Below are 23,406 nucleotides of genomic sequence, written 5' to 3' on the forward strand. Positions count from 1 at the left end.
GTGGTCAGAACAACCCTCTGATCGCTGTTATCACCGGATTTTTTTGATTCCCTTATCTAAGGGGAAAATCCGGTGATAAAGGCGGGGTGTATGCTTCCAATGCAGCTTTCTTTCAGAAAGCTTTTAGCTCCGCTTCCTCAGGTTATTTCTGCCCTCTCCGTTAACGTGTACATGTTAAATTCAACTTATATACCTATATTTATTATTTCCTATTATTGTTCGATAATCCGTATGCCCCATGGTTCCAGTTCGATTTTCTCTCCCGCAGCAATCGGAATTCCTGCCAGAAGTTCAGTCCCTTCCCCATAGGCATTCACGAAGGATGTTGTCTCATCCGCATAATTGAAATAGTAGCGAATCGTGTTCCCCTGATCGTTCACACCTGTCTTCACAATGATAGGAAAAGCCAGTTCCTGATCCGCTCCCCAAACTCCTGCTTCTTTCATAACACGCTCCAACACCTTAAGGATCACCGCAGAACTGGTATAACATCCGACATAGGTTGCTTTGCCTTTTCCATAGGCATTCTGGGTAATTGCCGCATATTCACCCCAATGTGGATGATCATACCAAGCGAGTACTTCAGCTGTTGTCGGTGTAATTAATTCCATCCAGGTGTGGATCTGATTCTGCTCTTCACCAACCCCAAATGGATCATCCCGCAGCGAAACATGTTTTGGCTCTACAAAAAGGTTATAGCTGATTCCGCATGCCTCACTGATCAGGCCGGGCTGGCGAGTAGAGCGTACCTTGATATGTTCATTTGCAAAGCCGCTTTTGAACGAGTAGACGATATGTCCGCCATCCTCTACGAATTGATTTAATTTTTCCAGCAACGCATCTGAAGCAGCATACAGAGCAGGGACAACGAGCACATCATACTCCGCATAATTCTCAACAGACGGGTCGATGAGGTCACAGCCAATATTCATTTTATATAATTCATCGTACATCCAGCGCACTACGTCATTGTAATTCTTGTCACTGGTGAAGTTAAAACCAAACCACTTGATCGATGTCAGCGCCTCATTGCTGAACAGCACAGCCACCCGATTCTTTTTCTTCAAATTCACGAGCTTTGGACTAAGACGGGCAAAATCCCTGCCAATGGTCTTCGCTTCGTTGTACACCGGATTCGGTTCAAAGTCATGACTGAGCAATCCCTTCCAATACGTCTCGAACGAATTATGCAACGAATGCCAGTGCCAGTAGGCGACCATGTTCGCTCCGGATGCCAGATGACTGAATGCCTGCAACCGCAGTTGGCCGGGATAGGGAACCCAATGCCAGAATGCCTGCGCTTCGGTCTCCAGCACCAGATAATTCGATTGTTTGGTCGAACGCGCCACATCCCCGCCGAATGAAATCTCAATACCTGTCAGATCATCCTGGGAAGGGTGATAGATGTCCACACTGGTGATGTCAAAAGGTTTCGATGCGGCAAAATGATCCACATCCCCTTGAATGCCGTAGGAATATCCACGCCAATCGAAGTCAAAGTTCTGGGTAACAAACTGTCCTTCCTGTTTGTATTCATTCACGATCCCCACTTGCCAAGCCAAAAAGTTGGTTACCAGCTGTCGTTGGAATTTGGCAAATTCAGCGCCCAGACTGCCATTAATCGTTCCTACCACGGACGGGAAGTCCTCCCAGCTATTGATCCGATTACTCCAATAGTCGAGACCAAATTCCTTGTTCAACTCGTCCAGGGAGCTGAACTTGTTACGCATGTATTTGACGAATTGCAGTTGTACATTATCTCCGGCCGTATTGTAGTGCTTCGTCTCGTTATCCGTCTGATAACCGATGACTGCTGGATGTGTGCTTACCCGAGAGATCAGCTTGCGGATGATTCGCTCGGCATAAAATAGATAGGTTGGATGTGTAATATCCATGATCTGTCTTGCACCATATTTGCCAGGTCCCTGTGAGGTGGTAGCCAGCACGTCCGGATGTTCCTTGACCATCCACGTTGGAACAGCATACGTAGGTGTGCCCACGATGACCTTCATCCCCGCTTCATGCATGGCATCCAGCACACGGTCTACGGAAGAGAAGTCAAATAGGCCATTCTGCGGTTCATGGGTGCTCCAGGTTGATTCTGCAATGCGGACCACGTTGATCCCGGCATCCTTCATCATCTGAATGTCCTTGTCCAATCTTTCGTAAGGCATATACTCATCATAGTAGGCTACACCATATAATAATTTGTCCATGATTTAATCTCCTTTTTAAGTGGAAAATATAATGATCTGACGTGTGCAAGAGTTGACATATTCCAAGCCGCAATGGTAGCGTTTACATTATTATCGGTTGAAGAACTTGGATTGTTCAGTAACCTCTTCAAACGCTGATATGATCCATGGATTATCCATGCTCGCGTTAAACTGATTATAATGAAGTATACTAAGGGTGCCGATTGTATAAGGCGAGTTGTTTTTACCCTTTTCCGAGGTGAATGTTATGGATATCCGATCACAGCTCCGAGAAATGCCTCACCATACGCTGGCCCACTGGCTACCTATTATCGACTGTAACATCAAATTCTATGGCGCGCACAGCCAACAAGTTCCATATGGGTGGGCGATGCCGGAGGAATCACATCCGGGCTTTGAGATTATGCTGATCATTGAAGGTACGCAAGAAAGTGTGATTCATGGTTATACCTATACCGTGGAGGAAGGTTCCATTCTTCTCATTCCTCCCGGGTTCAAACATACGAATCAATGTGTATCCACGGAAGGCATGACTTATTTTAGCGCTCACTTTAATGTGGATGATCCGGTCTTCACCCTGAAACTGATGTCACAGCATAGCCAAATCTACGCAGCAGGTACAGCAGTTAATCGGAAGATGCGCGTTGTGCTGGAGAGCTGGATGGGCATGATTAACGTATCCGAGGCCTACACGTCCACGGACAAAATGATCATGCAGGCCCGCATGTTTGAACTGTTCGCCCTGTTGTCCCAGGCTGCTGACCATGAACCGGAGTCCTCCACTTCCGTTGCTGCTTCACATGCACCAGCTCCAACAGCCATGCATTATGCGGGAGCTATAGCGGAGGCAATCAAGCAGGCCTTCCATGCCCAGCTTCGAACCAAAGAAAGTAGTGTATCCACGGTCAAAGTAGAGCAGATTATATCTTCGTTTGGTATCAGTCCGGGATATGGTCTACAGGTCTTCCGCAAGGTGTATGGCCGATCACCCAGGGCTTACCTGTCCAGCTTGAAGTTGCAGGAGGCCAAGGTACTGATCGAGCAGCCAGAGCTGTCGCTCGGTGAAATTGCATGGAAGCTCGGCTATACCCACCTGTCTCATTTCAGCAGACAATTCAAACGTTGGACAGGCCAAAGCCCGCTTCAATACCGCAATCATCATGCCGATGCATCTGGCGATCCTGTATCCTACAGATCGGAATCGAGCCCCGAAGCTTGATTGCGTATACGCTCATACTCTTCCGGCGTGTTCATATTATTCATTTGCCTTGCTACTTGATGAACGCCCACTCTCTCAAGCTCTTCTACTTCGACATAGCGGCAACCGATCTCTTCAAGCCATCGCAGGACTCGAAGATAATCCTGGTTCAGACGCTGCTCCAGATCAGGGAGCACTCGTTTGTGATAAGCCCCTGCAAGAGGGTGGACATGTCCATCCACGCACGGCACGATAGCAGAATAAGAGTCATTCGACTCAGTCAATTTTTTTATGCCATCTAAAAAGGACGTTTGCAGGAGCGGCATATCGCAGGCGCAGACTAGATTCCAGTCTGTATCCGAAGCTACCAGTGCCGCGTGAAGGCCCGCGAGTGGCCCCTTCCCAGGATAGTGATCCTGGACGCAGTCGTAGCCCATTTCGCCGTAAGTTGTCACGTTGGCTCCACCAGCCACGATGATACGGGATACTGTGGGTCTCATGGCTTCTGTGATATGTTGCAGTACGACGGAACCATTCAGTTCCAGCATGGCCTTGTTGGTCCCCATGCGGCTGGATAATCCCCCTGCCAGTATAATGCCTGTCCATTCCCTCGTGTTCATGTTGTTATCCTCCCTCAGATCACGATGTGTGTTTGGTTGCATCCATTTCAAAACGTTCGCTATGCATTGAATCCCCTTTCAACAAATGATACATTGAACAATATGCATTTGAAAGGAATGGCTTAATTGGACAGACCTGTACCTTCAAAAGGTAATCCCTCATTGGGATCTCTGAAACTATATAACTTTTTCATATATGGAGCCATCTCGATCTTTGCCGGATTCCTGCAGCTCTATCTGCAAGAGATTGGCATGACCAAATTGGAGATTGGCAGTCTGATGGCGATAGGACCCTTTGTATCCTTGTTCGCCAACCCGTTCTGGGGCTTCTGGAGCGATAAATCCCGCAATATTCGTATCATTCTGATGATTATGATGGGAGGTACATTTGTGCTCGCCCAGGGTGTGTTCTATGCGCCCAGTTATACGTGGATCTATGTAGCCATGATTTTCTTTTATTTTTTCCAAAGTCCATTATTTGCTCAAACCAATAGCCTGATTCTCGGATATATCGATGGCACAACCCAGAAGTTTGGATCATTCCGGCTCTGGGGTTCGCTCGGCTGGGCACTGACTGCCGTCGCGGCCGGACCGGTTATCGACCGTTTTGGCATCGGCAGTGTATCCATTATATTTGCGTGCATGATTGCCACGGCCTTTGTATTATCCGTATTTCTTCCCAGACAGCCTATTGCTTCGGACACACCCGTGGTTACTTTTCGGCGGTTTGGTAAAGTCATGTTCAATCCGTATTTCATGGCATTTATCGGTCTGGGTGTACTCGTATCGGTGCCTAATGCAATGAACAGTACATTTATGTCACTATATATCGTAGAAATGGGTGGCGACAAACAAATGGTCGGCTGGGCCATCTTCACCTCATCCATTCTCGAAGTCGGTGTATTCCTGCTGCTCGACCGCTTGCTCAAACGCAAAATGAGCCTACTCCTGGCATCTCTTATCCTGATTAGTGTGCTGTTTGCACTTCGCTGGCAGCTCATGGCACTGGCTAACAATCCGCTGGAGATTGTATTCATTCAGTTGATGCACTCCATTACGTTCGGTGGGTACTTCTATGTAGGCACACAGCTGACCATGCTGTTCATCCCAAGACCCTATCGTTCCTCCGGTCAAGCGGTCTACACGATGGCTTGGGGCGGTCTCTCCGGCGTGATTGCTGGTCTGTTCGGCGGCTGGTTGTTCCAGAGCTTCGGTGCGGAAGTCATGTATAGTATCGGCGTATTCTTCTCGCTCATCGGTGCTGTTGGGTTCAGCATCATGTGGTTGTCGAACCGCCGTAACGGCTATCAGCCGGTTGTGTTGACGGAGATGGGTAATATGGATGAGGACAGATAATCTTTTGTTAGAAAGAATTGAAAGATTCCCACTTAAGCACTACGATGACAAAAGAATCTTTCGATCGCTGTTATCCCTGGATTTTTTGATTCCCTTTTCAAAGGGTAAAATCCAGGGATAAGCGTATGCTTCCGATGTAGCTTTCTTTCAGAAAGCTTTTAGGCGAACGCTCCGCTTCTCCAGCTTTCTTCTGTCCTCTCCGTTATCGTGTAAATTAACGTTCAAACATTCAAACAAAAGATTACGGATAGGTGCAGTAAAGAGAAGGCGTCTAAGGTTTGTTGCTCCTAACGAACCTTAGACGCCTTATTTGCAGCAATTTCACGATATGCTAAAGCTAAGGAATCTCAGCCACCTTATTTTGCATAAAAGAAGTTAAAAACCCCAAAAAGACAGGCCAAGCGAGGAAATAAGGTGTCTACGATTCGTTACGTTGCTGGAATGCCGAAATACACTTATATAGCGTGTCCTCGGTTCGTTAGATTTTTGCCTCATACGCACATCTAAGGCCTCCGCTCATGTTCATGTTCATATTCATGCGAAAATTGTATTACTACGTCTAAAACTGGACCTGGCTAAATCCAGAAAAACAAAGGGCATCCTTCGCCATGATCATGACGAAGGATGCCCTCCCTTTAACTTATAACTCGGCTGCTTACCAGCACTCTGATGAACAGGCCATAAATTTCATCCAACCACCTTATGCCTTCGGCAGTTGGAACGAGCTTTTCAGAGATACAACCCGGTTAAATACCGGACGACCTGGCTCGGAATGTTTCGGATCTACACTGAAGTAACCGTGACGGAAGAATTGGAATTTATCCTGAGCGTTCGCTTCTTTCATCTCTTGTTCCACATACCCGTGAACAATCTCAAGGGAGTTCGGGTTCAATTGATCCAGGAACGTTTTCTCCGGTTGCTCTTCCACAACCTCGGTTTCAGCACCAGCCACAGCTACTTCCACCTCTGCTTCGGGTGCTTCATCCAGAATCAATGGCTCATACAAACGGAATTCAGCAGGTACCGCTTGAGTCGCTTCTACCCAGTGGATCGTTCCTTTAACTTTACGGCCTGTGAAGCCACTGCCACTTTTCGTTTCTACATCATAGGTACAATGAATCTCAGTCACATTACCTTCTGCATCCTTGATCACATCGTTACATTTGATGAAGTACGCATGTTTCAGACGAACTTCGTTGCCAGGAAACAAACGGAAGTATTTGTTCGGTGGATTTTCCATGAAATCGTCTTGTTCAATATAAATCTCACGAGAGAACGGAATTTGGCGATTACCCATCTCCGGGTTCTCCACATTGTTCTCTGCTTCAAGCCATTCCACTTGCCCTTCCGGGTAGTTGGTAATTACTACTTTGAGCGGATGCAGGACAGCCATCGTGCGCGGAGCTTTCAGTTTCAAGTCCTCACGTACAAAGTGCTCCAGCGTTTGCAGATCGATAACCCCTTGGCTCTTCGAAATGCCTGTCTCAAATACAAAATCACGAATGGCTTCCGGTGTATATCCCCGGCGGCGCAGACCCGAAATTGTCGGCATACGCGGATCATCCCAACCATCCACATGGCCTTCGTCCACTAACAGTTTCAACTTCCGCTTGCTTGTCACCATCTGGGACAGGTTCAGGCGGCCAAATTCGTATTGACGCGGCGTGCTCTCCATTTCACATTCCGCAATAACCCAATCGTAGAATGGGCGTTGATCCTCGAACTCCAGGGAACAGAGGGAGTGTGTTACACCTTCAATCGCATCTTCGAGCGGGTGAGCGAAGGCGTACATCGGATAGATACACCATTTGTCGCCCGTATTATGATGGTGTGCATGTGAAATCCGGTATATCACCGGATCGCGCAGATTGATATTCGGTGCAGACATATCGATCTTGGCACGCAGCACTTTCTCCCCATTCTGGAATTCGCCTGCACGCATACGTGTGAACAGGTCGAGATTCTCTTCCACGGAACGATCACGGTACGGACTGTTCTTGCCCGGCTCCGTCAGCGTTCCACGCATTGCACGAATTTCGTCGGCGCTTTGGTCGTCGATGTAGGCTTTTCCTTTTTTAATCAACAAGACAGCACGGTTGTACATCTCATCAAAATAATCCGAGGCAAAACGTTTCTCGTTCCACTCGTATCCGAGCCATTTCACATCTTCCTGAATCGATTGAACGTACTCCACATCTTCCTTGACCGGGTTCGTGTCATCAAAGCGCAGATTCGTTTTGCCGCCAAATTCGCCGCCCAGCGTAAAGTTAATCCAGATCGCCTTGGCATGACCAATATGCAGATAACCGTTCGGTTCCGGAGGAAAACGGGTAATAACTTCCTGGACTTTCCCAGACCGGAGATCTTCGGTAATAATATTTTTGATAAAGTTAGGTGGGGTTGTACGATTGTCCACAGGTATCAAACCTTTCATGAATGGATTGGTGCTTTCGGGAATTGCAGCAATTCCGGCTATAATTCCTTGTTAACGAAGTCATTTCCTGAAAAAATCTATTTTCCTTGGAAAGTTTCGTACGCGTTTCATTTAAATATACCTTTAACGGGGGAGGAGTTCAATAAAGAACGGCACCAAAGTCAGGTACAGCTGTGCATAAATAGGCCCAAAACCATTTTGACGGGTTCGCTCGAATCATGTAGCATGATAGTAAAACAAAATTAAAGGGAGGGTTTCCCATCACATCAAATTCGCTTAAACTGACCAAAGAACAGCAGGATGAAGCCATTCGTACCATCCAGTCGTATTTCGAAGAGGAACGTGGCGAAGAACTGGGTGATCTGGCCGCTTGGGGTGTACTCGACCTGTTCATGACACAGCTTGCTCCCTACATATATAATCAGGCACTCCGTGACGCACGCACAACGGTTAATCAACGCATGGCCTCGATGGAAGAAGACCTGTTTGCACTGGAGCAAAAGTTGCCCAAGACTTCCCGTTAATCTACTACAAAATAAACCCATACTATATAAAGAAAGAAGGTTGCATTCATGTTTACCTATTCATTGGATGAATATACCGAACTCCGGCCGCTGGCCATGGAACATACCAAACCGCTGTTCGAATTGACGGATCGTTCGCGGGATCAACTGAGACATTGGTTGCCGTGGGTGGATCATGTGACAGAAGTGGAACATACCTCGAATTTCATTACTAACGCATTAAAACAAGGTGCCGAAAATGGTGGATTCACCGCCGGAGTATGGTCAAAAGGGGATCTAGCCGGGGTGATCGGATTCCACGAGATTAACTGGACCAACCGCTCGGTGAGCATCGGATACTGGCTTGGAAAAGGTTTTGAGGGTCAGGGCTTGATGACAAGCGCTTGTCGCGTTCTGGTCGATTATGCACTGGTGACCCTGGATTTGAATCGCGTCGAGATTCGCTCCGCAACGAATAACAAACGTAGTCGCGCCATCCCTGAAAGACTCGGATTCGTTCTGGAAGGTGTCATTCGTCAGGCAGAGAAGCTGCCTAAAGGTTACGTGAACCATGCCGTATACGGCATGCTTCAGCATGAATGGGAACTTTTGCGTTAATTCGCCTACATAATAATTCGGGAGTGATCTCTCCCTACATATTGGCAACTTGGATCAACATGAAATACCCTCTATACCCACGAAATGTGGTTACAGGGGGTATTTATTTTATTCGGCTATTTTTTTAAAAATTCTAGAGGGCTCGTACCATACCACCATCCACGATCAATGAAGTGCCTGTAATGTACGTATTGGCCCCGGATAACAGGAATACCACCGCTTTGGAGAATTCCTCCGGCTGACCATAACGGCCGAGTGGAATTTCCTTGTGGAACTGTTCAGAGACCTCGTCCTCACTGATTCCGTTCTGCTCAGCCCGTGCTGCATCCAGTTCACGAATACGATCTGTTGCAATGCGTCCTGGTGCCACCGTGTTGATCAAAATACCGTATGGAGCCAGTTCCTGAGACAAGGTCTTCGCCAATCCGAAAACGCCGGTTCGGAACGTGTTGGACAGAACCAGACCCGGGATGGGTTGCTTCACTGAAGTTGAAGCGATATTCACAATGTGTCCTCCGTGTTCTTTCATATAAGGAAGTGCACCACGAATCAGTCTTACATAACTGAGTACATTTAATTCAAATGCTCGTTCCCAATCCTCATCGGTCAGTGACTCGAATGACCCCGATGGCGGACCACCCGAATTGTTCACCAGAATATCAATCTGCCCGAACAGCTCTGCTGTCTTCTGAATCAGGGCCTCAATATCTTCCTTACGTGTCACATCGGTTGCACAATATTCCACACGTCCGCCTCCACCAAGCGCCAGAAGCTCCTGCTTCACTGCTGCGAGCTTTTCTTCGCTCCGGCTGGCAAGCATGACGTCAGCACCTTCTGCCGCCAATTGAGCGGCTACCGCTTTGCCCAGCCCACGGCTGGAAGCCAGCACCAGTGCTTTTTTACCTTGAAGTCCCATATCCATCGTTGTTCCTCCTCAGTTACGTTTTCTATTTGGTCTGGATAAAATAACCCATAAGAATATCATCCACATACTTGCCCCCGATATAAAACTCGGACACCAACCTGCCTTCTGTCACAAATCCACACTGGGTATAAAACGTAATCGCTCCCGGATTGCTGGAGAGTACGCGCAGCCTGAGCTTGCGAACGCCTTGTTGGGCCGCATGCTGCTTGATGGCATCCATCAAAGCTGTAGCAATGCCACAACGCCGATCATGGGGATGAACTGCAATATGAATCTCGTAGACGTGACGGTTGACGGGCATACCTGTGGCTGGCTGAAAGCCCACATAACCACATACCCGCTCTCCCTGCACCGCAATCAATTGGCTGCCTGGCGGGCAATGCTGCAGGTATTGCTGTCTGGAGCGCCATTGCATCGGTGCAGGAGAGGTGTATTTGTCCCATACCAAGGTGTCCAACTCCATGAGCTGTGCTGCATCTTTAATCTCGGATGGACGAATCGTAAATGTATGGCTGGTAAGCATAATGATTCAACCTTTCGTGCTATAGTCGACAACGCTGTACGTTACAACGTCTGGGAAGTTTAGAAGATTAAGAATGTTAAGAAACTTAGATTATATCGTTCGTTTCAGTGTTTAAATTACTTTGTTCTATATATTGTAGCATAGCCTCAACGTTGACTAAAATTCCACCCGGGTTTGAACCTTTTCGCAAAATGAAATGAAATATACACTTAACCTTGCCGTAACGTCATAGTTTATACTGGTTTAATAAGGAGGGATGCATGATGAACATCAAAGAGGCAGCAGGCAGGCTCGGTATATCGGCGAGAGCTATTCGTTTTTATGAGGAAAAAGGATTAATTCTACCCGCCAAACAGTCTGGTAACGGGTATCGTACATACACTGAAAATGATATCTGGCGGCTTCAGACTATTGCTGCGCTGCGTGAGATTGGCATGTCCCTGCAAGATATTACACATGCGCTCGGAGAGATTGATCAGGGAAACCAACAGCGGTTGGAAGAATATCTGGAGTTGCAACAGGCCGTCATGTATGCCCAATGGATTGAACTGAAACGTATGATGGACACAACCCAGCGCATGATTGACCTGAATCGCCAGGACGGACCGCTGGATGTTAGCCATCTTCACGACCTAGCGGACAGTGCCCGTCGTCTGCGTGAAGCACGCCAGAACTGGCATGATCGGTGGAATTATGACACCCAGGCAGCCATCCATGACCAGCGAGTGCAGGTAGAAAGCAAAGTCAATACTGGACAAGAGCAAACCAACCCAGAGGACAGACATCGTTTGGACGACGTCTCGCTCATAAACGGTAAGAGTGAAGTATCACATCCATATCATAGTGAAGATCAGCACACGTCGAGTGATTGCAATGATACGGTGCAGTCTTCCTTTTATCTGTATCACAACTATGATGAGGGGCTGGAACAAACAACGCAATGGATCTCGCCCGCCCCAGGCGAGAAGGGACTTGATATTGGTACAGGCACGGGTAACCTGGCTGGGAGACTGCTACAACACGGCGCAGACATGACTGCAATCGACCAGTCCCGGGAGATGCTGCGCAGATGTCGCACCAAATATCCCGAGATGCATGTGAAGCTTGGTAATTTTCTAGCCTTGCCTTTTGCGGATCAATCCTTTGACTTTGTTGTGTCCAGCTTCGCCTTCCATCATCTGAGTCCAGATCAGCAACTACTCGCATTACAGGAGATGCAGCGAGTTCTAACCTCGCGCGGACGTATCGGTCTAACCGATCTGATGTTTGTTGATGTAGCTCACCGCGAGGCGTATGTCCGTGAAGCTGAGTTATCCGGACACGAAGAACAGCTACGCGCCTTGCGCGACCGTCACTTCCCTCTGCTGGGTGAGCTATGCGGCTGGCTGGAACAACAAGGCTACGTCACAAAGCATGTGCGGCATAATGAGCTGTTGCACACGTTGCTGGCGGTTCCGCTGCGGTGACCGCTCCATCATGAACATATGCCAAAAAGGCCATCCCGCCTTTAAGAAAGGAGGATAACCTTGGTGTACATTATGCTACGAAATTACATATAAATATCAACAATTGTGCGCTCAGTCGCACTGCGTGCCTGTCTGAACTCATCAAGCGAGATGCAGACCCCGCCCTGACGGTAACGGTTCGCTGTACGCTCGGTGCGAATATCCTTACCATTCACCGCTACACGGCTCACAGCACCTTCGTTCAAGTGATAGATGAACGTCACTGGCTCACCTGCATACTCGAATTCGAATTGCATGCCGCTCAGCTCAGCCGGCAATACCGGGTCAATGACCAGATCGCCGCCCTCTTGACGAATGCCAAGCGCATTGGAGATCAGCTGGTTCATGTAGATTCCAGGGCCGCTGGAGTAGATTCTCCATCCGCCTTTCACTTGTACAGTCCCTTTACGAAGCTGGTCAAAATGTTCCTGCGCCTCGTAACGCGTATTAAACTTGCCGTCCGAACTACTGAAGTATGAGTTCGCCTGACGGATCTCCGCGTTAGGCACAACCTCGCCAATACCAACCGGGTTGATCATCGCAAGACCATTCCACACCTGATCTGTCTTGCCGAGCTTCGCCATCGCTTCCACGTAACGGATATGAGCGTGTACATATTGCAAACCAATCTCACGTCCGAAGTTGGATGCTTGCTCTGCACGTTTGAAGTGTGTGCTTACACCGCCAGCATATTGAGCCGGACGATTCATCAGACGCACGCCATCCGGGCACAGGAACTGTTCACGGATCAATGCGTAATGTGATTCTGCTTGCTCCGCATTCAGCAATTCACCGATCATGCTGCGCGTCATTGGCAACAGGCGATATTGAATGCCTGTCTCTGTGTCCGTTGGATGAAGCATCAGCTTCGCTTGGTCGGCTTCTTCCATGTACACAAAGCCTGGAATCACATCTGTGCCCAGCATGTAACGGTTAAAGTCCTCACGAATGCCTTGAGCCAGCACGTCAAGCTCCTGTGCAAAGTCTGCATCCTTGAATTTCAGCGCTTGCGAGAGCACATTCACGGACTGATACGTCAATGCCACCGTCCAACTGCTCACCATGTATTGCTTCAGCTGTGCATTGGCTGGTTGGAGCGTATCATCCCAGTCGCCATCTCCGTAGGAAGACAGGAATGTATCGTGCAGGAAGTGCGAACGGATATATTCGATCTCTTTTTTCGCGTGATCCAGTACCGTTGCCGTTTCTTCCGTGAACCCGAAGCTATGCTTGACGGTATAAGGTACTTTCTCATCCAGAATCGCATAATCGCGAGTTGCTGTCAGGTAGTCCGCCAATACTTTCAACGGCCATACAATAATGTCGCCATGACTTTCTTCCTGTTGAATCGCAAAGTATTTATCAAACATGAACCATTGCGGCCAGTTGCCATCATCTTCGTATTGGTGAGTATAGACCATTTTGATGATATCGCGAACTTGCTCATATTTTTGCGTTGCCATAAAGTATTCTACCGGACCTTGGCACACATCCCGTGTACCCCAAGCCGCGCCGCCATACTGCTCCAAACCGTGAGGCACGGAGTAGTGAACCAGCATGTTGTGGGTGTACCACCAAGCCAGCGCATTTACTTTGAACAGATCCTCTGCACTCTGACCTTCTCCACGGGACAAACGGAACCCGTTCATCACACCTGCGAAGAACTCGCGATATGCCTGCACTTCCTCTTCAAACGTCAGACTTGAACCTGCTGCCGCGCCGCTATCCGCTTGGCCTTCCAATACCCCTTGTACCTTCAGCGTCCATTCAGTACTCGCTTCCAGACTAAGTGTAACCAGCGATGCGGAACCACTGCGGATACCACTTGCCAACAGCGTTTCGTCCCCTACATTTACAGCTGCGCCGTCTACCGACATGCGGTATTGAAGATCCGGATACGTTCCTGCGCTAATTGCTTGTGGGTCCGCTTTGAAGATCAAAGTATCGCCATCTTGCGTCATATGCAGCGGATACTCGTATTCATTCACATTCATCGTAATCTGGTTCGTTACCAGGTAACGGTAAGCCGTGCCACTTGTGGAGCGTACGTTCATGCTTACTTCTGTCGTATGTGCCCCTGTGTAATTGGTCACGATGATCGTATCGGATTCCGTTTTGTAGATCCAGCGTGCATAGTTGAAGCCAATCTCGAACAGGGATGGCATTGTCAGCAGACGATATTGTCCGTCCATTTCCACATAGATGCGTTGTCCTGCCGTCTTCGGCACGTTCAAGGCATTGCGGGCATTACTGATCATTTTATTAAAATTGGTGTTCCCAATTACAAGCTGTGAGTTGAAAATACCGTACATATACGATGTCGTTGTAATAACCTGTGCCCCAAGTTGCACATTGCCACCACTCATCAGAATGTGACCGTGCGGACGCTCTACAAGCAATTCTTTTGCTTTCAGGACGATATGTTCATAGCTGCCTGTGAAGAAGGATAACAGTTCCTCACCGCTGTGCTCTTCCTGATGACGATCAGGGAACAGATCATGAATCTCATCTTTCGTCAGATCAAGTGTAACCAGAGGTTCACCCAGGAAGGAGGACAGTTTCACCTGTTCCAACGTGTCGCCATTTTCCACAGTCAGAGCCTGTACTTCATTCCACGCTGCTGTTACTTCATCTCCGAATTCCAGTGCAGAGATTCCTTCGGCATGATTAGGCTTCGCCAGTCCATAGAAGACCACCTGAGCCTCACCGTTCAGATTCATTAGTTCCGATTGCAATGCGGTATAGGCAAATTCATACTGATATGTCTCATTCGCCAGCGTTGGGCGATTCAAGCTCTCTGGTTGATTCGTTTCCTTGTATGACAGACCGAAAAATTGGAATCCATCTGTGGAGTAACCAATTGCTTTCGTCAGGGAACCTTGTTGCATATAAGGAAATGCACCGCCCTGAGGCTGGTTTTGACGGGAACACACCACATAGCCTTTTGCTTCATCTTGGAACACCGTATGGTCAATGTATTGTGACAGATAAGCTTCATTGCTGCGTACTGCACCTGGATCAGCAAGACCTACATCCTGTCCATATACCACGTCTACGTTCTGTTGTTGTCCTGTGAGCTTTACATCCCAGAACCAGACACCTTGTGGTGTAGCCGTAAATACGACCTGATAGCCGATGCCCTGTTCATTGCCTTCCGGCTGGACTGTGCCCTCCCAGATCAACTGGTTGCTGGACTGTGCCTTGCTTGTAATCACCTTGCTGTTCGAACGTACACCGAGCAACGGGAATGAGCTGATCTTCTCTCCGTCGTGTACACGCAAGTACAGGTTATTCAGAGATCCATCAATCTGGTTGCTGAGCAACTGGTTCAACATTGTTGTACCGGATGTAGCCTGGTATAGGTCGCCACTGTTCAAAAAGGTAAAGGATAACTCCCCGGCATTCAACCGGATCGGTTCATTAATCATCGTTGTCATAAGGTTCACTCCTTGAATTAGTATAAAATCGAAACGTTTCGATAAATCTGAAAAAGAATAGGGGCCTCTTCAAACCGGCCTTTTACAGCCCGTCCGGACGATAACCCCATCATTGAACTTTCACTTCAGCATGCTGGCATTTCCTTGGTTGTCAGACTCGGCCTAAACCGAACGTACAGAGCTACGCTCGATCATATTAATCGTTAACGTATATGAAGGGTCAACCGCTTCGCCATTGAGCATCTGGAATAACAGATGTCCGGCGAGCGACCCGGCTTCATGCTTCGGCTGGCGTATCGTTGTCAGCGGTGGATGCACATATTCGGACAACTGAATATCGTCAAAACCAATTACGGAAATATCATCCGGTACCGATATACCACGCTCTTCCAGTGCTTTCAGGCCGCCAATGGCCATTTCATCGTTACCATAAAATACCGCTGAGGGAAGATCACCCTGCATCATCATCATTTTGGTTGCACTGTATCCACCCTCACGCACAAAGTTGCCGTTCAGACGCCATTTGGACTTTTCTTCAAGTCCCGCCTCCCGCATTGCTCGCAGATACCCTTGGTAACGGAGCGCGTTGTCATACGAGTTGGATGGGCCACTGATATAAGCAATCTTCTGATGTCCAGCCTGGATCAGATGGTGCGTAGCAAGATAACCGCCCTGCTCTCCATCCACCAGCACGTTGACCAGATGGTCACTCGACAGTTGACGATCCATCACAATGATCGGAAAGCGCTGTCCGGCAGATTCCACCAGAATATCATCATGGATGTTATGCGCCAGGATGATGGCTCCGTCTACTCTTTTTTCACGCAAAAATCTCACTGCCGTTGAATCCCGTCCACCCATGGAGCTGCACGCAATCAGGTCATACCCGTTCGCGAGGGCTACATCCTGTACGCTACGGATCAACTCCGAGTAATACGGGCCCGACAGATCGGTCAGGATCAGAGCGATCGTGTTCGTCCGGCTCCGCTTCAGGTCCATGGCAAAGCCGTTCTTGCGGTAATTCAGTTCTCGTGCTGCCTCAAGCACTTTAGCCTTGGTCTTGGCACTAACCTTGCTATCCCCGCTCAGTGCATAGGAAGCCGTCGAGAGTGCTACACCTGCCAGCTTTGCCACATCCTTGATCGTTGCCATTCCACGTTCGCTCCTTCTAAACTAGAACAAATTCTAAGGTTATCTACATTTTATACGATACATGGTTAGAACAACCACTAAATCCTGTATTATGGTTTATTGATATTGTACATATCATAGCTATGGATATCAATCGAAACGTTTCGAGGTGTTCTCAAAAAAAATCCTTGTCTCCATCCTTATAGCACCATGGTTGAATGTGTAACGTTCCAGTCCTTGCCACTAGTGATGGTCACGACACGTCTTTCAATCTGACGCGCTACGAACCGTTTGTGCCTAACACAATGAAACTGGCAGTAAACGCCAGATTGAAACGTTTCGACATTTTCATTATAGTCGGTGTTGATAGCGATTTCAACCACTTTATCTATTTTTCACAGAAAAAGTTGAATTGTCCAATCTGTCCATCCACGTCACTCCGTTTATAGTATATACTGCATAATAGTCGAGATCCGAGAATTACGCCAGTATACAGAGGGCATGAGGCGAATAATGCCCCTGCTGAATTATGTAAGGAGACAGTTATCTAATGAATATTTCCAAACCCATTTACCATAAAAAATCGCTGTCCCGTCCCATTTCCTTGCAGAAGATTCAGTCCGTACCTGTTGCCATCTTCAAGCTGTGCCATCTGGTGCAGCTTCACGACCGCGAGGCATTCTCCCGCATAGATGAGATGTGGAGCACGCTTCATGTGCTATACGTCATTACTGCTGGCCAAGCCAGGCTGATCAGTGCTGAGGGTAAACTGACATTAAATGCAGGCTCTGCAGTCGTTCGACAAGCTGGAAGCCTGCTTCAGCACGAGAACAAGCGCGGCTCCCTGTCGCCAGTACAGGGCATTGCTATTGCTTTTGATTTCACTGAAAATGAACAGCGGTTCTGGCCTTTTGAATTACCAGCACCCATAGTGAGCCGCAATCTCACTGACAAGGCCGTTGAACTGGTTCAAGCCTGTTCGAAAGGACAGGATTCCAGTCCTTTCAGGCCACATATGCTTTTCTATGAAATATTGGATATGTTGCAAGATCATGTAGCTCATTCTGCTCATGAAGATCACTCCTGGCTTGAGAGCGTGCTTAGACATATCCATCAGATGTATACACAACCGCTGACCCGCGAACAATTGGCACGCGAGGCGAATGTGAGTCCCGAGCATTTCTCACGGGAATTCAAGAAGCATACAGGCCTTACGTTTGTTGAATACGTGACTCGTCTCAGAATCAGGATGGCTCAGGAACATCTGCTGTTCTCCAACCCTACGCTACAGGAAATTGCACAGTTGACAGGCTACAGGGACACTTTCTATCTGAGCCGCAAATTCAAACAGATGGTTGGCTCGGCACCGACTCATTACCGGAAAATGCCGAAGAAGATCGTATCGTTGACTTACAACTATACAGCCTCACTTCTGGCACTGGGCCATACTCCCCACATGGGTGCCGTAGCCAGTTGGATGGAAGAAAAACGTGGTGAACATGGTCATGATGGTCATCAACAATTTGAGCAACATTCCGAATATGAGCTGATTAAATATCCGGAGCTGATTGCGAATGCTCAGCCTGATATCATTCTCGGGTATGCACCACATCCCGCTTCTGAAGAACTACGTCTGATTGCACCGACCATTCTGATGCCATTTGAGGAACTCGATTGGCAGGAGCAGCTTCTTCATCTGGGACGAATTACCGGGCTTGAGTCCAATGCACAGACGTTATTAGATCGTTATCATCAACTTGAGCAGGAAGCCAATCATACGTTGAATCAATGGATGGAAGGGACACGCGGGTCCGCCGTTTGCATGTTTATGATTGGAGAGGACGGCGCTTATATCTATGGTCATGGCTGGGGCAGAGCTTCTCATGTGCTGTATCAATCGCTGGGCTTCACTCCACCGTCACGAATGGAGCAGGACGGACAATTACTCACGGGGTACATTCATGTTCCGTTGTCCGAGATTCACTTATATGCAGCAGATCACATGTTTGTCGCCTTCCCTGAGGAACCCTCCGAGCGAGAAAGTCTGGATAATCTACTGAATCAGGAATCCTGGGGCACCCTACCCGCCGTTCGGGAAGGACGTGTATACGAGATCGATGCCGACACGTTCTACGGATTTGATCCTTTGTCCGTTACGAAGCAATTGCAGCATATCATGCATCACCTGACATCATAATTGTCCATGCGATAGTGATCATAGTTGTCCATGTACAAAACTAACATCTTCCTCTATGTTATTAATGAGAATAATAATCATTATTGATTATACATAGGGGGAACAAGAATATGTTTGCTGCAAAAAAACGCTTTTCCGGCTTGATGCTTATGCTCGCCATCATTATGATTCTGGCTGCTTGTAGCAGCGGAACAGGCTCGACTGCCACTGAACAGACATCGGCAGCGGGAACCGAAACGGCAACCGCCTCTTCCGAGACGAACACAGAAACGTCGTCCGGTGCAGATAATTCAGATGCTACACGAATCTACAAGTCATTAAGCGGGGATGTTGAAATTCCGGCTGAACCGAAACGAATCGTTACCGATATGTACGTAAGTGATCTGCTAGCACTGGGTGTGAAGCCCGTTGGTGCTGTTCAATATTATTTGGAAAACCCGTTCTATGCGGATCAGGTGGCGGGCATAGAGAGTATCGGTGATCGGGCAGCGGTATCCATGGAGAAAGTCATTGCCTTGAACCCGGATCTGATCATTACATACTCTGACCAGGCCAGCGAAATTGAGAGTTATCAAAAAATCGCACCTACCGTAGTTATCCCTTATGGTACCTTCACCAATGTACACGAAGAAATCCGGGGGTTTGGAGAGCTGATGAATAAATCCGAAGAGGCCGAAGCTTGGCTGAAAACGTACGATGAACGGATTGAAGCCGCTCGCGCTAAGGTGAAAACCGTCATTAAACCGGAGGAAACCTTCTCCATCCTTGAAGTATCCGACAAGAGTTATTATGGATATGGAGACAATTTTGGTCGAGGGGGACAAGCAGTATACCGCGCTTTGCAACTTGCCCCACTCGAGATCACCAAAAAAGAACTGATGGGTGATACCCAATGGAAAGAGATCTCTCGTGAAGTTGTTGGTGATTATGCAGGGGATCATATCTTCTTGACCGTTGGAGAGAACAATAAGAATTACCAAGGCGACTCCATCTGGCAATCCCTGCCGGCTGTGAAAAACAATCAGGTGTACGAATTGCTGGAAGACCGTTACTGGTACTTCGACCCGATTGCAATTCAAGGTCAGGCTGAAGAATTCGCCGATATGATCGTAGAACGTGCCGAGCAAAACCGCAAATAACATAAGCATGAATACAGGTGTCCGGACAGGTTGATTTAGCCTGCTCGGGCATTTATGTCATATTGAGAATGAGGAGGATTTACATATGCTTCGCCGTTTCATGTCTTATTATCGTCCTTACAAAAGGCTCTTTATCTTGGATTTCTCCTGTGCCATCGCCGCCGCGCTGCTGGAGCTGGCCTTTCCACTCGCCGTTAACCGGGTGGTCGATCAACTGCTTCCGGCTGGCAATTGGTCCATGATCTTAGCGGCATGTGTCGGGTTGCTCGGCATCTACCTGCTCAGTTCCTTTTTCCATTATGCAGTCACCTATTGGGGCCATAAGCTCGGTATTAACATCGAATCCGATATGCGTAGAGAACTGTTCACACGTGTACAGAAGCAGTCCTTCCGCTTCTTTGACAACAATAAGACCGGACATCTGGTCTCCCGCATGACCAACGATCTGATGGATATTGGTGAGATCGCGCATCACGGACCCGAGGACTTATTCATTGCCTTCATGACACTCGCGGGGGCTTTCGGTATTATGCTGGGAATCAACTGGCAGCTCGCTGTGATGACGTTTATCATTGTGCCGCTGATGATCTATCTGTCACTGTATTTCAGTCGCAAAATGTCCAAGGCGTTCAAGCGCATGTTTGCAGATATCGCCGATTATAATGCACGGGTAGAGAACAATGTGAGCGGCATCCGTGTGGTACAGGCTTTTGCCAATGAAAAGCATGAAGTAGGCCGTTTCGTTGAGAACAACGAACGTTTCAGACTCACCAAACTGATCACCTACCGCATTATGGCCTGGAACTCTTCACTTAGCTTCATTCTGATGAAATTTGTATCCCTGTTTGTACTGGTATGTGGAACCTGGTTTGTCATTCAAGGAAGTATGACTTACGGGGAGTTCATCGCTTTTGTAATGCTGTCCAATGTATTCCTCGGACCGATCGAGAAGATTAACTCCGTCATTGAGACGTATCCCAAAGGCATCGCCGGTTTCAGACGTTATCTGGAGCTGCTTGAGGCCGTACCGGATGTAGAAGATACACCACAGGCACAACCGATTTCGGATGTGAAAGGCGATATTGCCTTCCATAACGTCACCTTTTCTTATGGAGAGCATAAACCTACGCTGTCTGAGGTCAACCTTAATGTTCAGGCAGGCCAGACAGTCGCTCTGGTTGGACCTTCAGGAGGGGGCAAAACGACGTTATGTAGTCTGATCCCACGTTTCTACGATGTGGATGCGGGACATATCTCCATTGATGGCATTCCCGTGAAGGACATGACGCTGGAATCACTGCGCTCCCATATCGGGATAGTGCAGCAGGATATTTTCCTGTTTGACGGAACGATTCGTGAAAATATTGCATATGGCAAGCTGAATGCTTCCGATGACGAAATCTGGCAAGCCATTCGCAGGGCCCAACTGGAAGAACTGGTACAATCCCAGCCAGATGGACTGGACACCATGATCGGTGAACGTGGCGTGAAACTCTCTGGCGGACAGAAGCAACGTCTATCCATCGCCAGAATGATCCTGAAGAACCCGCCTATCCTCATTCTGGATGAAGCCACCTCCGCACTCGACACCGAGACGGAAGCTGCCATTCAACTGGCCTTATCCGAGCTGGCTCAGGGACGTACAACATTGGTGATTGCCCATCGATTGGCGACCATCAGACACGCCGATCGCATCGTCGTGGTGGAGAACGGTAGCGTAGCCGAACAAGGAAGTCATGAAGAACTGCTCGCACGTAAAGGCTCGTACAGCCGACTGCATCAAGCCCAGTTTGGTTAAGTAGCATGCCCTAACATGGCAACCATCGAAAAAAACAAATACGGAAACAAAACAACCTTCCCTCTGCAAACGAGGTGAAGGTTGTTTTGTTCATTTCAGATATCCTTTTGATTTCCAGAATCGCTTCGCAAATGATTCAGCAGCGTACGGTGGCTCTCCATTCAGTAGATCTTCATTTGCTTGAATGAGCACTTGGCGTCCACGTTCGAGCAATTGAACGGCATGTAGTAATTGAGAGCCGCCTATATAATGAAGTTCAAGCAATAACGGTTCTTCTTCCTCATCCTCGTCATTCTGAGCCGAGTATTCAATCAACACACTTTCCGAGCCGTCCGCATGTTGGTGCAGGGTATAATAGTATTTCTCCACCTGCGTCTCCCCTTGTGCATCCACATACTCTCTTCCAATACGTAGCATGGCTGGCCGGGGAACACCATTAGACATCTGACCTGCTTGTCGAAATGCATAATATAACTCTCCAATCCACAGTCCGTGCCGATCATCATCATAATAATCGTCATATGGCTCCACAACAGGCAGTGCTAATAAATCACGGATCAGTTGGTGCGATATTAAGGAACGAGCATACTGATAATTCGATACAGATTGCAACAAGGTGCTCCATCCTTGCTCGCTTAACTGCTGAATATCAGCAGGTGAGTTCTCCGAAAATACGTCCCATTCCGAATTCTCATTGTTTAGATAACGATATGCTCCTGAGATCGTCCAGACAGGTTTACCCGGTTGTACGATCTGTTTATCAGAAGAGTTGGAACCTTGATCTGATGGCTGCATCTTAAGCAACAATGCACAGTTATGGTCATCCTGAAAATACAGACTGCGGAAATACCCCTCCGTATGCTCATCTCCATAGACGGATGCTCGGCAAAATTGCTCGTCCAACCAAAATTCATAGCTGTTCAGTAACTCATCCTCCTCTCTTACAGGCAACAAAGATGGTTGAGTAAGACGCTCTATGTTCTCAGCGGTAATCCGATGATCTTCGAACCAATCCGGCACATCTAGCTCTGATTCATCAGCATGAATGTACTTTCGGTTGATTACAGGTTGTCCTTGCTGCAGCCTCCTTAACATTTCTTCTCGCCAAGGAAACGGCTCTGTATCTTCATCAATCACACATTCAGGAACCAATAACGCCAACATGTCAAAGCCCCGCCATGGTCCGAGATCCTCCCATTCTTCAAGCTGACGCTTCACATTACGCTGTCCTTGAACTTGAATCGTATATTGCTCGGTACTTACCAGCAATCCACCTTCTACATTCCCTCTCACTGTCAATTCTCCATGGTTATAATCCCCCCAGAACATATCCTCCACATAGAGATTACCGGTAATATATATTTCCTGCCCACCCACAATCATATAGGGCGTTATGAGATTCCCAAGTACAACCAGATTTGAACTGGCCGCGTCGGAACTTGTATTTCCAATATAACGATCCACTGTCAGATTGCCTTCAACCAAGATCAAGAAAGGTCCTTCATCCAACAACAGTTCACTGATATGAAGGTCACCAGAATGTAACCATACTTCCTCGGCTTCAAATTCACCGTTGTGCGCTTCATTCTGAGTGTACATCCAACTTTCCTGAGGCAACTTCGTTTGTATATCTGCAAAAGACACCTTGTGACCTATCTGATATATGGACATGTCCTGACACTCCTCATCCATTAATATATGGATAGAATCTATCTAATCTACAGATAGGACGACTACCCATTTTCATTATACTAGAGGAAATATCCACCATACCATAGCAAAAACCTTCACCCGAGTAGAATGAAG

General features: G+C 47.9%; 16 protein-coding genes. 8 read left to right on the forward strand and 8 right to left on the reverse strand.

Annotation, left to right across the window (positions count from 1 at the left end):
- Positions 1 to 212: 212 nt before the first annotated feature.
- Positions 213 to 2,216 (reverse strand): beta-galactosidase, encoded by a 2,004-nt coding sequence (locus MHH93_RS23625; RefSeq protein WP_500056011.1) that lies wholly within the window; start codon positions 2,214 to 2,216, stop codon positions 213 to 215.
- A gap of 247 nt (positions 2,217 to 2,463) precedes the next feature.
- Between MHH93_RS23625 and MHH93_RS23630 the strand changes: the two genes are divergently transcribed.
- On the forward strand, positions 2,464 to 3,435 hold the full coding sequence (locus tag MHH93_RS23630; protein ID WP_500056012.1) for a helix-turn-helix domain-containing protein: 972 nt from the start codon (positions 2,464 to 2,466) through the stop codon (positions 3,433 to 3,435).
- On the opposite strand, the gene mobA is transcribed toward MHH93_RS23630, so the two are convergent.
- Entirely contained in the window at positions 3,405 to 4,034 is a 630-nt protein-coding gene (gene mobA, locus MHH93_RS23635; protein WP_500056013.1) for a molybdenum cofactor guanylyltransferase, read from the reverse strand. The two genes, MHH93_RS23630 and mobA, sit on opposite strands and share 31 nt — an antisense overlap.
- A 126-nt stretch (positions 4,035 to 4,160) precedes the next feature.
- On the opposite strand from mobA, the gene MHH93_RS23640 reads away from it, so the two are divergent.
- The gene (locus tag MHH93_RS23640; RefSeq protein WP_500056014.1) at positions 4,161 to 5,390 is read left to right on the forward strand and encodes an MFS transporter; all 1,230 of its coding nucleotides are present in this window, start codon (positions 4,161 to 4,163) and stop codon (positions 5,388 to 5,390) included.
- Between the two features lie 700 nt (positions 5,391 to 6,090).
- On the opposite strand, the gene MHH93_RS23645 is transcribed toward MHH93_RS23640, so the two are convergent.
- A complete protein-coding gene (locus tag MHH93_RS23645) occupies positions 6,091 to 7,824 on the reverse strand; it encodes a glutamine--tRNA ligase/YqeY domain fusion protein (protein ID WP_500056015.1) in 1,734 nt (577 codons plus the stop codon).
- 281 nt (positions 7,825 to 8,105) lie between these two features.
- On the opposite strand from MHH93_RS23645, the gene MHH93_RS23650 reads away from it, so the two are divergent.
- Together MHH93_RS23650 and MHH93_RS23655 are read left to right on the forward strand one after the other, a co-directional pair.
- On the forward strand, positions 8,106 to 8,348 hold the full coding sequence (locus MHH93_RS23650) for a DUF2164 domain-containing protein (protein WP_244988428.1): 243 nt from the start codon (positions 8,106 to 8,108) through the stop codon (positions 8,346 to 8,348).
- Positions 8,349 to 8,396: 48 nt separating this feature from the next.
- Entirely contained in the window at positions 8,397 to 8,945 is a 549-nt protein-coding gene (locus MHH93_RS23655; RefSeq protein ID WP_036612698.1) for a GNAT family N-acetyltransferase, read from the forward strand.
- A 133-nt stretch (positions 8,946 to 9,078) separates the two neighbouring features.
- Here MHH93_RS23655 and MHH93_RS23660 read toward each other — a convergent pair whose 3' ends face one another.
- Complete coding sequence (locus MHH93_RS23660; RefSeq protein ID WP_500056016.1) at positions 9,079 to 9,867, reverse strand: SDR family oxidoreductase; 789 nt, start codon at positions 9,865 to 9,867, stop codon at positions 9,079 to 9,081.
- 25 nt (positions 9,868 to 9,892) lie between these two features.
- The gene (locus tag MHH93_RS23665; RefSeq protein WP_315937515.1) at positions 9,893 to 10,393 is read right to left on the reverse strand and encodes a GNAT family N-acetyltransferase; all 501 of its coding nucleotides are present in this window, start codon (positions 10,391 to 10,393) and stop codon (positions 9,893 to 9,895) included.
- 260 nt (positions 10,394 to 10,653) lie between these two features.
- Between MHH93_RS23665 and MHH93_RS23670 the strand changes: the two genes are divergently transcribed.
- Complete coding sequence (locus MHH93_RS23670) at positions 10,654 to 11,859, forward strand: MerR family transcriptional regulator (RefSeq protein ID WP_500056017.1); 1,206 nt, start codon at positions 10,654 to 10,656, stop codon at positions 11,857 to 11,859.
- Positions 11,860 to 11,942: 83 nt separating this feature from the next.
- Here MHH93_RS23670 and MHH93_RS23675 read toward each other — a convergent pair whose 3' ends face one another.
- The gene (locus MHH93_RS23675; RefSeq protein ID WP_500056018.1) at positions 11,943 to 15,335 is read right to left on the reverse strand and encodes a GH36-type glycosyl hydrolase domain-containing protein; all 3,393 of its coding nucleotides are present in this window, start codon (positions 15,333 to 15,335) and stop codon (positions 11,943 to 11,945) included.
- 162 nt (positions 15,336 to 15,497) lie between these two features.
- Complete coding sequence (locus MHH93_RS23680) at positions 15,498 to 16,487, reverse strand: LacI family DNA-binding transcriptional regulator (protein WP_500056019.1); 990 nt, start codon at positions 16,485 to 16,487, stop codon at positions 15,498 to 15,500.
- A 529-nt stretch (positions 16,488 to 17,016) separates the two neighbouring features.
- On the opposite strand from MHH93_RS23680, the gene MHH93_RS23685 reads away from it, so the two are divergent.
- From MHH93_RS23685 to MHH93_RS23695, 3 genes are all read left to right on the forward strand, one after another.
- Positions 17,017 to 18,663: an ABC transporter substrate-binding protein gene (locus MHH93_RS23685; RefSeq protein WP_500056020.1), complete on the forward strand. Its 1,647-nt coding sequence runs from the start codon at positions 17,017 to 17,019 to the stop codon at positions 18,661 to 18,663.
- Positions 18,664 to 18,773: 110 nt separating this feature from the next.
- Positions 18,774 to 19,802, forward strand: a complete 1,029-nt coding sequence (locus MHH93_RS23690) for an iron-hydroxamate ABC transporter substrate-binding protein (protein WP_500056021.1) — start codon at positions 18,774 to 18,776, stop codon at positions 19,800 to 19,802.
- 85 nt (positions 19,803 to 19,887) lie between these two features.
- The gene (locus MHH93_RS23695; RefSeq protein WP_500056022.1) at positions 19,888 to 21,600 is read left to right on the forward strand and encodes an ABC transporter ATP-binding protein; all 1,713 of its coding nucleotides are present in this window, start codon (positions 19,888 to 19,890) and stop codon (positions 21,598 to 21,600) included.
- Between the two features lie 90 nt (positions 21,601 to 21,690).
- Here MHH93_RS23695 and MHH93_RS23700 read toward each other — a convergent pair whose 3' ends face one another.
- Positions 21,691 to 23,271, reverse strand: coding sequence for a hypothetical protein (locus MHH93_RS23700; RefSeq protein WP_500056023.1), 1,581 nt, complete (start codon positions 23,269 to 23,271; stop codon positions 21,691 to 21,693).
- Positions 23,272 to 23,406: the final 135 nt, after the last annotated feature.

It is taken from the genome of Priestia sp. FSL H7-0729, assembly GCF_038005685.1.
In the GTDB taxonomy this organism is placed as follows: Bacteria; Bacillota; Bacilli; order Paenibacillales; family Paenibacillaceae; genus Paenibacillus.

Bases quoted from the DNA above. Each gene is read 5' to 3' on its own strand.
- MHH93_RS23655 (WP_036612698.1), top strand. From the start codon at position 8,397: ATGTTTACCTATTCATTGGATGAATATACCGAACTCCGGCCGCTGGCC.
- MHH93_RS23665 (WP_315937515.1), bottom strand. From the start codon at position 10,393: ATGCTTACCAGCCATACATTTACGATTCGTCCATCCGAGATTAAAGAT.
- MHH93_RS23680 (WP_500056019.1), bottom strand. From the start codon at position 16,487: ATGGCAACGATCAAGGATGTGGCAAAGCTGGCAGGTGTAGCACTCTCG.
- MHH93_RS23660 (WP_500056016.1), bottom strand. From the start codon at position 9,867: ATGGATATGGGACTTCAAGGTAAAAAAGCACTGGTGCTGGCTTCCAGC.
- MHH93_RS23630 (WP_500056012.1), top strand. From the start codon at position 2,464: ATGGATATCCGATCACAGCTCCGAGAAATGCCTCACCATACGCTGGCC.
- MHH93_RS23700 (WP_500056023.1), bottom strand. From the start codon at position 23,271: ATGTCCATATATCAGATAGGTCACAAGGTGTCTTTTGCAGATATACAA.
- MHH93_RS23685 (WP_500056020.1), top strand. From the start codon at position 17,017: ATGAATATTTCCAAACCCATTTACCATAAAAAATCGCTGTCCCGTCCC.
- MHH93_RS23690 (WP_500056021.1), top strand. From the start codon at position 18,774: ATGTTTGCTGCAAAAAAACGCTTTTCCGGCTTGATGCTTATGCTCGCC.
- MHH93_RS23695 (WP_500056022.1), top strand. From the start codon at position 19,888: ATGCTTCGCCGTTTCATGTCTTATTATCGTCCTTACAAAAGGCTCTTT.
- MHH93_RS23670 (WP_500056017.1), top strand. From the start codon at position 10,654: ATGATGAACATCAAAGAGGCAGCAGGCAGGCTCGGTATATCGGCGAGA.
- MHH93_RS23625 (WP_500056011.1), bottom strand. From the start codon at position 2,216: ATGGACAAATTATTATATGGTGTAGCCTACTATGATGAGTATATGCCT.
- MHH93_RS23675 (WP_500056018.1), bottom strand. From the start codon at position 15,335: ATGACAACGATGATTAATGAACCGATCCGGTTGAATGCCGGGGAGTTA.
- mobA (WP_500056013.1), bottom strand. From the start codon at position 4,034: ATGAACACGAGGGAATGGACAGGCATTATACTGGCAGGGGGATTATCC.
- MHH93_RS23645 (WP_500056015.1), bottom strand. From the start codon at position 7,824: ATGAAAGGTTTGATACCTGTGGACAATCGTACAACCCCACCTAACTTT.